8 protein-coding genes and 1 pseudogene are annotated in these 12,516 nt (G+C 46.2%); all 9 read right to left on the bottom strand.

Annotation, left to right across the window (positions count from 1 at the left end; translation table 11 throughout):
• Window positions 1–136: 136 nt before the first annotated feature.
• Window positions 137–4,339, bottom strand: coding sequence for a DNA-directed RNA polymerase subunit beta' (gene rpoC / locus R7M92_RS24160; protein WP_005382514.1), 4,203 nt, complete (start codon window positions 4,337–4,339; stop codon window positions 137–139).
• A gap of 104 nt (window positions 4,340–4,443) precedes the next feature.
• On the bottom strand, window positions 4,444–8,472 hold the full coding sequence (gene rpoB, locus R7M92_RS24155) for a DNA-directed RNA polymerase subunit beta (protein WP_005384685.1): 4,029 nt from the start codon (window positions 8,470–8,472) through the stop codon (window positions 4,444–4,446).
• A gap of 251 nt (window positions 8,473–8,723) precedes the next feature.
• Window positions 8,724–9,092, bottom strand: a complete 369-nt coding sequence (gene rplL / locus R7M92_RS24150) for a 50S ribosomal protein L7/L12 (RefSeq protein ID WP_005382540.1) — start codon at window positions 9,090–9,092, stop codon at window positions 8,724–8,726.
• A gap of 57 nt (window positions 9,093–9,149) precedes the next feature.
• Window positions 9,150–9,644: a 50S ribosomal protein L10 gene (rplJ, locus tag R7M92_RS24145; RefSeq protein WP_005382538.1), complete on the bottom strand. Its 495-nt coding sequence runs from the start codon at window positions 9,642–9,644 to the stop codon at window positions 9,150–9,152.
• A gap of 293 nt (window positions 9,645–9,937) precedes the next feature.
• Window positions 9,938–10,639, bottom strand: coding sequence for a 50S ribosomal protein L1 (rplA, locus tag R7M92_RS24140; RefSeq protein ID WP_005384683.1), 702 nt, complete (start codon window positions 10,637–10,639; stop codon window positions 9,938–9,940).
• 4 nt (window positions 10,640–10,643) lie between these two features.
• Window positions 10,644–11,072: a 50S ribosomal protein L11 gene (rplK, locus tag R7M92_RS24135; protein WP_005384682.1), complete on the bottom strand. Its 429-nt coding sequence runs from the start codon at window positions 11,070–11,072 to the stop codon at window positions 10,644–10,646.
• Window positions 11,073–11,236: 164 nt separating this feature from the next.
• Window positions 11,237–11,785, bottom strand: a complete 549-nt coding sequence (nusG, locus tag R7M92_RS24130) for a transcription termination/antitermination protein NusG (RefSeq protein ID WP_005384681.1) — start codon at window positions 11,783–11,785, stop codon at window positions 11,237–11,239.
• Between the two features lie 13 nt (window positions 11,786–11,798).
• Window positions 11,799–12,179, bottom strand: a complete 381-nt coding sequence (gene secE / locus R7M92_RS24125) for a preprotein translocase subunit SecE (protein ID WP_005384680.1) — start codon at window positions 12,177–12,179, stop codon at window positions 11,799–11,801.
• A 266-nt stretch (window positions 12,180–12,445) separates the two neighbouring features.
• A pseudogene (locus R7M92_RS24120) lies at window positions 12,446–12,516 on the bottom strand (elongation factor Tu); the annotation flags it as partial.

Raw genomic sequence — 12,516 nt, 5'->3', positions numbered from 1 at the left:
TAGCATGAGTAGTTTTACAGGCAAAGCCGAAACGGATGATAACCACCTACTGAAGTAGGTGGTTTAGGGCTGAAAACTAAAAAGGCACCCGAAGGTGCCTTTTTCTTAAGCTTTTAACGATTACTCGTTATATGACTTACTCTTCAGAAGAGAAACCAGCGTTTAGAAGTGCCGCTAGGTTATCCGTTGCTTGCTCAGCAGAAGGACCATCTTGCGCTTCAGAACGTTTAGCTTGACGCTCTTGGTGGTATGCGAAACCAGTACCAGCTGGGATCAGACGACCAACAATTACGTTCTCTTTCAGACCACGTAGGTCATCACGCTTACCAGAAACCGCAGCTTCCGTTAGTACGCGAGTTGTCTCCTGGAACGATGCCGCAGAGATGAACGACTCAGTCGCTAGAGATGCTTTAGTAATACCTAGTAGTTCACGTTCGAAACGTGCAGGCTCTTTGCCTTCAGCTTCTAGGTTACGGTTAGCAATCTTAACTTGTGAGTATTCAATCTGCTCACCAGGTAGGAACTCAGAGTCACCAGAGTGAGTAATAGTACACTTACGTAGCATCTGACGAACGATAGTTTCAATGTGCTTATCGTTAATCTTAACGCCTTGTAGACGGTAAACTTCCTGTACTTCGTTAGCAATGTACTGCGTTACCGCGTGTACGCCACGTAGACGTAGGATGTCATGTGGAGACTCTGGACCATCTGCGATCACATCACCACGTTCAACTTTTTCACCTTCGAATACGTTCAACTGACGATGCTTAGGAATCATCTCTTCGTAAGCTTCACCGCTTTCACGTGTGATCACTAGGCGACGTTTACCTTTCGTCTCTTTACCAAAGCTCACAGTACCTGTGTGCTCAGCAAGGATTGCAGGCTCTTTCGGCTTACGTGCTTCAAATAGGTCAGCAACTCGTGGAAGACCACCGGTGATATCTTTGTTACCGCCAGACTTCTGAGGAATACGTGCTAGTGTTGCACCAACACCTACTGCTGCGCCATCTTCGATGTTCACAATCGCTTTACCAGGTAGGAAGTAGTGAGCTGGCATATCAGTACCAGGGATCATTACATCGTTACCTTGCTCGTCAACAAGTTTGATAGCTGGACGCATATCTTTACCTGCTGAAGGGCGAGCTGCTGGGTCAGTTACTTCGCTTGAAGATAGACCAGTTAGGTCATCCGTTTGACGAGATACTGTTACGCCGTCGATCATATCTACGAACTGGATGCGACCTGCTACCTCAGTAATGATAGGTAGTGTGTGCGCTTCCCAGTTTGCAACTGTTTCGCCAGCTTGAACTGTATCACCATCGCCTTTGCTTAGTAGCGTACCGTAAGGCAGTTTGTGCTTCTCTTTAGTACGACCAAACTCATCAACGATAGTTAACTCTGTCGCACGAGAAGTGATAACGATCTTACCGTCATCAGCCAATACAGATTTAGCGTTGTGTAGCTTGATAGAACCGTTGTTCTTAACTTGAACACTGTTCTCTGCCGCTGCTGTCGATGCCGCACCACCGATGTGGAACGTACGCATCGTTAGCTGTGTACCTGGCTCACCGATAGACTGAGCAGCAATAACACCCACTGCTTCACCTTGGTTCACTAGGTGACCACGTGCTAGGTCACGACCGTAACATTGTGCACAACAACCGAAGTCAGAATCACACGTTACTACAGAGCGCACTTTCATGCTGTCTACTGAGTTCTCTTCCATGATTTGACACCACTTCTCATCGATCAGGGTGTTACGTGGAATAAGAACGTCTTCAGTGCCAGGTTTTAGTACGTCTTCAGCAACAACACGACCAAGAGCAAGCTCAGAAAGTGCAACTTTAACATCACCACCCTCGATGTGAGGCATCATGTCGACACCTTCGTGAGTGCCACAGTCATGTTCAGTTACAACAACGTCTTGAGCAACGTCTACTAGACGACGAGTTAGGTAACCCGAGTTCGCTGTTTTCAGTGCCGTATCCGCAAGACCCTTACGAGCACCGTGCGTTGAGATAAAGTACTGAAGTACGTTTAGACCTTCTTTAAAGTTCGCTGTGATCGGCGTTTCGATGATTGAACCATCTGGACGCGCCATCAGACCACGCATACCCGCAAGCTGACGAATCTGTGCTGCAGAACCACGAGCGCCCGAGTCCGCCATCATATAGATGCTGTTGAATGACTCTTGCTGTTCCTCTTCACCGTCACGGTTAACTACCGTTTCAGATGAAAGGTTTTCCATCATTGCTTTCGCAACACGGTCGTTGGTCGATGCCCAGATATCGATAACTTTGTTGTAGCGTTCGCCCGCAGTAACAAGACCTGATTGGTACTGTTCCTGGATTTCACGTACTTCTTCTTCCGCTTCTGCGATTTCAGTGTACTTAGCTGCTGGTACAACCATATCGTCGATACCAACAGATACACCAGAAAGTGCCGCGTATGCGAAACCTGTGTACATGATTTGGTCAGCGAAGATTACTGTGTCTTTCAGACCTAGTTTACGGTACGCCTCGTTAAGTAGGTTAGAGATTTGCTTCTTACCTAGCTTTTGGTTAACGATGCTGTACGGTAGACCAGCTGGCACGATTTGCCATAGCATTGCACGACCAACAGTGGTGTCTACCATCTTGGTTTCTGTAGTGCTGTTGCCGTCTTCGTCTACAACAGTTTCTGTAATACGTACTTTAACGCGTGCGTGAAGCTCAGCTTGTTTAGTGCGGTATGCTTTCTCAGCCTCTTCTGGGCCAGAAAGGTACATGCCTTCACCTTTCACGTTGATCTTTTCACGAGTCATGTAGTACAGACCCAATACAACGTCCTGAGAAGGTACGATGATCGGATCACCTGACGCTGGCGACAGAATGTTGTTTGTCGACATCATCAGAGTACGAGCTTCAAGTTGTGCCTCTAGAGTTAGAGGTACGTGAACCGCCATTTGGTCACCATCGAAGTCCGCGTTGTACGCCGCACAAACAAGTGGGTGTAGCTGAATCGCTTTACCTTCGATCAGTACTGGTTCGAACGCCTGGATACCTAGACGGTGAAGTGTCGGTGCACGGTTCAATAGTACTGGGTGTTCACGGATTACTTCGTCTAGGATATCCCAAACGACCGCTTCTTCACGCTCTACCATTTTCTTAGCAGCTTTGATTGTAGTCGCAAGACCACGAGTCTCTAGCTTGCTGTAGATGAATGGTTTGAATAGCTCAAGTGCCATCTTCTTAGGAAGACCACACTGGTGTAGACGAAGGTATGGGCCTACTGTGATTACAGAACGGCCAGAGTAGTCTACACGTTTACCTAGAAGGTTCTGACGGAAACGACCTTGTTTACCCTTGATCATATCAGCAAGAGATTTCAGAGGACGCTTGTTAGAACCTGTGATCGCACGACCACGACGACCGTTATCTAGTAGCGCATCAACAGACTCTTGCAGCATACGTTTTTCGTTACGTACGATGATGTCCGGAGCAGCTAGCTCTAGAAGACGCTTCAAACGGTTGTTACGGTTGATCACACGACGGTATAGATCGTTAAGATCAGAAGTCGCAAAGCGACCGCCATCTAGAGGTACTAGAGGACGTAGATCTGGCGGAAGTACTGGAAGTACAGTTAGGATCATCCACTCAGGGTTGTTACCCGATGCGATGAACGCTTCTACCAGCTTAAGACGCTTAGTTACTTTCTTACGCTTAGTTTCAGAGTTTGTTGTCTCTAACTCTTCACGCATTTGTTCTGCTTCAGCGTGCATATCCATAGAACCTAGTAGGTCCTTGATAGCTTCCGCACCCATCTTAGCAGTGAACTCGTCGCCCCACTCTTCTAGACGATCTAGATACTCTTCTTCAGTAAGCATCTGACCTTTTTCTAGATCAGTCATACCAGGCTCTGTTACTACGTACATTTCGAAGTACAGAACGCGTTCGATATCACGTAGAGGGATATCCATTAGTAGACCGATACGAGACGGTAGCGATTTTAGGAACCAGATGTGAGCTACTGGTGAAGCCAGTTCAATGTGGCCCATACGGTCACGACGAACTTTAGTTTGTGTAACTTCTACACCACACTTCTCACAGATAACACCACGGTGCTTCAGGCGCTTGTACTTACCACAAAGACATTCGTAGTCTTTAACTGGACCAAAGATACGCGCACAGAACAGACCATCGCGTTCAGGTTTGAACGTACGATAGTTGATCGTTTCAGGTTTTTTAACTTCACCGAAAGACCATGAACGGATCATGTCTGGTGAAGATAGACCGATTTTGATTGCATCAAATTCTTCGGTCTTATGCTGTGCTTTTAGAAAGTTTAATAAGTCTTTCACAATCAGCTCCTGTAAGGAGTTAAAAGGAGCTCACTCGCTAAAGTGAGCACCTTCTTCCAAATAATCGCTTTGATTCTCTCGACTTTCATCAAGAGAGAAAAGGATTACTCTTCGTCTTCTAGCTCGATGTTGATACCTAGCGAGCGGATCTCTTTCAACAGTACGTTGAACGATTCTGGCATGCCAGGTTCCATGCTGTGGTTACCGTCTACGATGTTCTTGTACATCTTAGTACGGCCGTTAACGTCATCCGACTTAACCGTTAGCATTTCTTGTAGCGTGTAAGCAGCACCGTATGCTTCTAGTGCCCATACTTCCATCTCACCGAAACGCTGACCACCGAACTGAGCTTTACCACCTAGTGGCTGCTGAGTTACTAGGCTGTACGAACCAGTTGAACGAGCGTGCATCTTGTCATCAACAAGGTGGTTCAGTTTCAGCATGTACATGTAACCAACAGTTACAGGACGCTCAAACGCATCACCTGTGCGACCATCAAACAGTGTTAACTGACCTGATGTTGGTAGATCTGCTAGCTCAAGAAGTGCTTTGATTGACTCTTCTGGAGCGCCATCAAATACAGGAGTCGCGATTGGTAGACCGCCACGCAAGTTCTTGATCAGAGTACGTACTTCATCATCAGATAGAGAAGCAATGTCTACTTTCTGGCGAGTGTCGCCTAGATCGTAAACTTTTTGTAGGAACTCGCGGAATTTCGCTAGTTCTTGCTGCTCTTTAACCATCTGGTTGATCTTGTCACCGATACCTTTCGCTGCCAGACCTAAGTGTACTTCTAGGATCTGACCGATGTTCATACGCGAAGGTACACCCAGTGGGTTAAGTACGATGTCTACAGGCTGACCTTTCTCATCGTATGGCATGTCTTCAACAGGGTTGATCTTAGAGATTACACCCTTGTTACCGTGACGACCCGCCATCTTATCACCAGGCTGAATGCGACGTTTAACCGCTAGGTAAACCTTAACGATCTTCAGTACACCAGGTGCTAAATCATCACCTTGAGTGATCTTACGACGCTTAGTTTCGAACTTCTTATCGAAGTCGGCTTTTAGCTCATCCCACTGCTCAGCAAGTTGCTCAAGCTGAGTTTGTAGTGCGTCATCTTCTAGCGTTAGTTCTAGCCACTTCTTACGATCAGTTGTGTCTAGTTTCGCTTCAGAGTAACCGCCTTCAATCAATACAGCTTTAACACGGTTTAGAAGGCCGCCCTCAAGAATCTGGAATTCTTCAGTTAGGTCTTTCTTCGCTTCTTTAAGCTGCATCTGTTCGATTTCAAGCGCACGCTTGTCTTTCTCTACGCCATCGCGAGTAAAGACTTGAACGTCGATGATCGTACCTGATACAGAGTTAGGTACACGTAGTGAAGTATCTTTAACGTCAGATGCTTTTTCACCGAAGATTGCACGTAGTAGCTTCTCTTCAGGCGTTAGCTGAGTTTCACCTTTAGGTGTAACTTTACCAACTAGGATGTCGCCACCCTTAACTTCAGCACCGATGTAAACGATACCTGACTCGTCTAGTTTAGACAGAGCAGACTCACCTACGTTTGGAATATCCGCTGTGATCTCTTCAGAACCAAGCTTAGTATCACGCGCCACACAAGTCAGTTCTTGGATGTGGATAGTCGTGAAACGGTCTTCTTGAACTACGCGCTCAGATACTAAGATCGAGTCTTCGAAGTTGTAACCGTTCCAAGGCATGAACGCGATACGCATGTTTTGACCAAGCGCTAGTTCACCAAGGTCTGTTGAAGGACCATCAGCAAGAACGTCACCGCGTGATACAGGCTCACCTGGCATCACACATGGGCGCTGGTTAATACATGTATTCTGGTTAGAACGTGTGTATTTAGTCAGGTTGTAGATGTCGATACCAGCTTCACCTGGTACTAGCTCTTCTTCGTTAACTTTAACAACGATACGAGAAGCATCTACTGACTGGATTACACCACCACGTTTAGCAACTGCAGTTACACCTGAGTCAACGGCTACGTTACGTTCAATACCAGTACCAACAAGCGGTTTGTCAGCTTTCAGTGTTGGAACTGCCTGACGTTGCATGTTCGCACCCATCAATGCACGGTTCGCATCATCGTGTTCTAGGAACGGGATAAGCGATGCAGCGATAGATACAACCTGGTTTGTCGCAACGTCCATGTACTGAGCGTGCTCACGAGGGTGTAGACCAGATTCACCTTTCTGACGAGCTGTGATCAGCTCATCTGCAAAAGTACCATCTTCGTTTAGCTTAGCGTTCGCCTGTGCGATAACGAATTGGCCTTCTTCGATTGCAGATAGGTAATCTACTTCGTCTGTTACTACGCCATCTACAACGCGACGGTATGGTGTCTCTAGGAAACCGTACTCGTTACAACGCGCAAACGCAGATAGAGAGTTGATCAGACCGATGTTTGGACCTTCAGGCGTTTCGATAGGACATAGACGACCGTAGTGAGTTACGTGTACGTCACGTACTTCGAAGCCAGCACGTTCACGAGTTAGACCGCCAGGACCCAATGCAGAAATACGACGCTTGTGCGTTACTTCTGATAGCGGGTTGTTTTGGTCCATGAACTGTGAAAGCTGTGAAGAGCCAAAGAATTCTTTAACTGCCGCAGAAATTGGCTTCGCGTTGATCAAGTCTTGAGGCATGATTGCGTCAAGATCGCCTAGGCTTAGACGCTCTTTAACTGCACGCTCAACACGTACTAGACCTACACGGAACTGGTTCTCAGCCATTTCGCCTACAGAACGGATACGACGGTTGCCTAGGTGGTCGATATCGTCCACTTCGCCCTTACCGTTACGGATCGCGATCAGCTTCTTCATCACTTCGATGATATCAGTTTCATCAAGTGTGCCTTGCTCTTGAGCATCTTCACGGCCGATAGAGCTGTTGAACTTCATACGACCAACAGTCGATAGATCGTAACGCTCTTCAGAGAAGAATAGGCTTTCGAATAGAGCTTCTGCAGCTTCTTTTGTTGGCGGCTCACCAGGGCGCATCATGCGGTAGATTTCTACCAATGCAGAAATACGATCAACCGTGCTGTCGATACGTAGTGTTTCTGACATGAATGGACCGTGGTCTAGATCGTTCGTGAATAGAACTTCTAGCGCTTTGTGGCCAGCCTGAGATAGGTTCGCTAATGCTTCCAGGCTGATTTCCTGGTTAGCGTTAACAATGATCTCGCCAGTTGCTTCATTGATGTAATCTTTAGATGCAACTTTACCAACGATGTACTCAACTGGTACTTCGATGTGATCAACGCCATCTTTTTCTAGTTGGCGGATATGACGAGCTGTTACGCGACGACCCTGCTCAACGTAAACTTTACCATTTGCTTCGATGTCGAATGACGCAGTTTCACCACGTAGACGATCAGGAACCAACTCCATCAATAGAGTTTGGTCTTTCACTTCGAAGTTCACTTTCTCGAAGAAGATATCTAGGATTTCTTCTGTCGACTTACCTAGTGCACGAAGGATGATCGATGCTGGTAGCTTACGACGGCGGTCGATACGAACGTACAAGTTATCCTTAGGATCAAACTCGAAATCAAGCCATGAACCACGGTAAGGAATAACACGTGCGTTGTATAAAACTTTACCTGAAGAGTGGGTCTTACCCTTATCGCTGTCGAAGAACACGCCTGGGCTTCGGTGCAGCTGGGATACGATAACCCTCTCGGTACCGTTGATTACGAAGGTACCATTGTCTGTCATGAGTGGAATTTCACCCATGTAGACTTCTTGTTCTTTAATGTCTTTTACAGTACCTGCTGGCGCGTCTTTATCAAAGATAACTAGGCGTAGTTTTACACGTAGTGGCTTTGAGTAAGTTACACCGCGGATTTGACATTCTTTAACGTCAAAAACTGGCTCACCAAGACGGTAGCTAACGTATTGCAGCTCAGAATTGCCGTTGTAGCTCTGAATCGGGAATACAGAACGGAAAGCGGCTTCAAGACCGTATTGACCTTCAGGATCCTGTTCGATAAATTTGTCGAACGAATCGAGCTGGATCGATAGCAGGTATGGAATGTCCAAAACTTGTGGACGAGTACCAAAGTCCTTACGGATGCGCTTTTTCTCGGTATAAGAGTAAACCATGGGGTTCCTCAGCTCGCTGATAAGTGACCCAAACTGTCCGCCCGCTCCTAGTTACTTAAGGGGGTAAGGGACAGTGACTAATATAGCTGTTTACTGTAGTGACATTTCATTTCGTAAGAATGAAATGTTTTTTGCATGGATATCAGGCGCTTAAACAGCGGGAAAATTCGCCTATACCCTACAGCGCAAAAAGGCCGGTGGTTAAAAAACCACCAGCCAATTAGCCGTTAGGCTAAGAAACTATGCAATAATTACTTAACAGCAACAGTTGCACCAGCTTCTTCTAGCTGAGCTTTAAGAGCTTCAGCTTCTGCTTTCTCAACACCTTCTTTAAGAGGTGCTGGAGCGCCGTCTACTAGAGCTTTAGCTTCTTTAAGACCTAGGCCAGTTGCGCCACGTACTGCTTTGATTACAGCAACTTTGTTACCGCCAGCAGCTTCTAGGATTACGTCGAATTCAGTTTGCTCAGCAGCAGCTTCGCCTGCAGCAGCGCCGCCAGCTACAACAGCAGCAGCAGCAGAAACACCGAATTTCTCTTCCATTGCTTCGATTAGTTCAACAACTTGCATTACAGACATTTCTGCAACTGCGTCTAGGATTTGCTCGTTAGTAATAGACATAACAATTCTCTTTTAAGTCAACAATAAGTTTATTAAGCAACCAGTAAAAAGCAAGGCTTATGCCGCTGCTTCTTGTTTTTGATCGCGGATAGCTGCGATAGTACGCGCCAGCTTGCCAGCCGAAGCTTCTTTCATGCACATCATTAGGCGTGCAATTGCTTCGTCGTAAGTTGGTAGTGTTGCTAGTACTTCAGCGTCAGTTAAAGCGCCTTCAAATGCAGCAGCTTTGATCTCGAAATCTTTGTTCTCTTTAGCGAAGTCTTTGAAAAGACGCGCTGCAGCACCTGGGTGCTCATTAGAGAATGCGATTAGAGTAGGACCAGTGAAAGTATCAGTTAGACACTCGTACTCAGTACCTTCAACCGCACGACGAGCAAGAGTGTTACGAACAACTCTCATGTAAACGCCAGCTTCACGAGCTTGTTTACGTAGAGAAGTCATCGCGCCAACTTGAACGCCACGAGAATCAGCTACAACTGCAGAAAGTGCACCACTGGCAGCTTCGTTGACTTCAGCAACAATTGCTTTTTTGTCTTGAAGGTTTAAAGCCATCTTGGATTTACTCCTGGTTGTCGTTACACCACTCACTATCATCACGACAGTGAGAGCTATTGAGGTGCTTCCCCAGAAGAAAGTTAACTATATTACATAGAGCTTTCTGTCAGTTCGGGCACCATCTACGTAGGATAATTAAGTTTGCTTTTACACAAACACCTACGGTCTTGGACGGAGACTGGGTCTTAATTCATTTCGAACTAGGAGACAGTTCAAAGAACCAAAGTTCAGCCCCAACCACAAATATTAGGCGCAAAATTATACACTAATTTTGCGCCTAAGCAAATAAATTATGCTTGAGTGTTCAGGCTAGCCTGATCAACAGCAACACCAGCACCCATAGTAGTAGAGATGCTTACTTTCTTCAGGAAAGTACCTTTCGCTGAAGATGGCTTAGCTTTCTTCAGAGCAACTAGAAGTGCTTCTAGGTTCTCTTTGATCTGCTCAGCAGAGAAGTTTGCTTTACCGATAGTAGTGTGGATGATGCCGTTTTTGTCGTTACGGTAACGAACCTGACCAGCTTTAGCGTTTTTAACTGCTTCAGCAACGTTAGGAGTTACAGTACCAACTTTAGGGTTTGGCATAAGACCGCGAGGACCTAGGATAGTACCTAGTTGACCTACAACGCGCATTGCATCTGGAGAAGCAACAACTACGTCAAAGTTCATTTCGCCTTTCTTAACTTGCTCAGCAAGATCTTCCATACCTACGATGTCTGCGCCAGCTTCTTTAGCTGCTTCAGCGTTAGCACCTTGAGTGAACACTGCAACGCGGATTTCGCGGCCAGTACCGTGAGGTAGTACAGTTGCACCACGTACGTTCTGGTCAGATTTACGAGCATCAATGCCTAGGTTAACAGCAACGTCTACAGACTCAACGAATTTAGCAGTCGCTAGTTCTTGAAGAAGAGCAACAGCTTCGTTGATTTCGTATTCTTTAGTTACGTCAACTTTTTCGCGGATTACGCGCATGCGCTTAGTTAGTTTTGCCATCTTATTAACCCTCTACCACTAGGCCCATTGAACGAGCAGTACCAGCGATAGAACGCTTCATCGCTTCGATGTCAGCACCAGTCATATCAGCAGCTTTAGTTTCTGCGATTTCTTGGATTTGAGCGTCAGTTACAGTACCAACTTTTTCAGTGTTTGGACGACCTGAACCAGACTTAACGCCAGCAGCTTTCTTAAGAAGAACAGCAGCAGGTGGAGTCTTAGTTACGAACGTGAAAGAACGGTCGCTGTATACTGTGATAACTACTGGAGTTGGTAGACCTTTCTCAATAGATTCTGTTTTTGCGTTGAACGCTTTACAGAATTCCATGATGTTCACACCGTGTTGACCTAGTGCAGGACCTACTGGTGGACTAGGGTTAGCCATACCAGCAGCAACTTGTAGCTTGATGTAAGCTTCAACTTTCTTAGCCATGATAATTCCTAAGTTTGGGTACAAACGCTAATCGCGGATCAGCTCCCCGTTTGTGTAAGAAACTTTTTACTTCACTTGAAGTAAAAAGGCGCGAAATTATAGTCATAATCCGCGCCTTATACAACCCTAAAAAGGTGATTTTTTATACTCTTTAACGAAGAGTCTTAGTCCAGCTTTTCAACCTGACCAAATTCAAGCTCAACTGGTGTCGCACGACCAAAGATCGATACAGACACTTTCAGGCGGCTCTTCTCGTAATCCACTTCTTCAACAGTACCGTTGAAATCAGCAAATGGACCTTCGTTAACACGTACCACTTCACCCGCTTCGTACATTGTACGCGGACGAGGCGCTTCACTCGCTTTCTCAAGACGATTAAGAATCGCGTCAGCCTCTTTATCCGTGATAGGTGCCGGACGGTCTGAGGTACCACCAATGAAGCCCATGACACGCGGCACACTGCGTACTAGGTGCCATGATTCATCGTTCATAATCATCTGAACAAGGACGTAACCTGGGAAGAACTTACGCTCAGATTTGCGACGCTGACCCGCGCGCATTTCCACTACTTCTTCAGTAGGAACCAGTACTTCACCGAATAGCTCTTCCATGCCGTGCATTTTGATATGCTCGCGCAGAGATTGAGCTACACGACCTTCAAATCCAGAGAAGGCTTGAACCACATACCAGCGTTTTTTTGGAGCTTCACTCATGAATAAAAACCCTCTATACCCCAGTTGCTAGAGCTACTAGACGAACCATAATTCCGTCAATACCCCATAGCACTAGAGCCATTACAATACTTACAGCTAAAACGATCAGTGTTGTTTGCATGGTTTCTTGGCGAGTAGGCCAAACAACTTTACGTACTTCCATACGAGATTCTTTTGCAAAACTGATCGCTGCTTTACCTTTAGTCGTTGTTGCTGCAACGCCTAAGGCAGCTGCAATAAGAACAACAACGCCTGCAGCACGAACCACTACAGACATTTCACCATACAGGTAATTACCCACAACAGCGGCAGCTGCCAATACGAAAGCGGCTACCCACTTAAACGTATCTGCTGCGTTTGAGCTATCAGGAGTTTCAGCATTATTTGCTTTCATAAAACCAACCTGTTACAAGTCTTAATATAGACGACAACAACCCCGCTGTTGCAGGGCAAACTCCATATCGCTGAAAAAATCAGCGTACTCTTCTTAAGATTAAGCCTCTTTGCTTAATCTTGCTCTGCGCCCAACCCACTTCTGAACAAGAAAACAGCAAAAATAATGTTGAGTGCAGAAAAAGGGCATCAAATGATGCCCTTTTTGCTACTGGTTCGTCAAATCTAATTCAAGATTTTCCGAAAGCATCGCTAATTCGCTATGAATTAGTCGAAGATCTTAGCAACAACACCAGCACCTACTGTACGGCCACCTTCACGGATCGCGAAACGTAGAC

Source organism: Vibrio sp. Vb2880 (assembly GCF_033337975.1).
In the GTDB taxonomy this organism is placed as follows: Bacteria; Pseudomonadota; Gammaproteobacteria; order Enterobacterales; family Vibrionaceae; genus Vibrio; species Vibrio alginolyticus.
The sequence above is the reverse complement of the archived record's forward strand: the minus strand, read 5'-3'. Positions and strand labels throughout refer to the sequence as shown.

Bases quoted from the DNA above. Each gene is read 5' to 3' on its own strand.
- rplL (WP_005382540.1), bottom strand. From the start codon at position 9,092: ATGTCTATTACTAACGAGCAAATCCTAGACGCAGTTGCAGAAATGTCT.
- nusG (WP_005384681.1), bottom strand. From the start codon at position 11,785: ATGAGTGAAGCTCCAAAAAAACGCTGGTATGTGGTTCAAGCCTTCTCT.
- rplJ (WP_005382538.1), bottom strand. From the start codon at position 9,644: ATGGCTTTAAACCTTCAAGACAAAAAAGCAATTGTTGCTGAAGTCAAC.
- rplA (WP_005384683.1), bottom strand. From the start codon at position 10,639: ATGGCAAAACTAACTAAGCGCATGCGCGTAATCCGCGAAAAAGTTGAC.
- secE (WP_005384680.1), bottom strand. From the start codon at position 12,179: ATGAAAGCAAATAATGCTGAAACTCCTGATAGCTCAAACGCAGCAGAT.
- rplK (WP_005384682.1), bottom strand. From the start codon at position 11,072: ATGGCTAAGAAAGTTGAAGCTTACATCAAGCTACAAGTTGCTGCTGGT.
- rpoB (WP_005384685.1), bottom strand. From the start codon at position 8,472: ATGGTTTACTCTTATACCGAGAAAAAGCGCATCCGTAAGGACTTTGGT.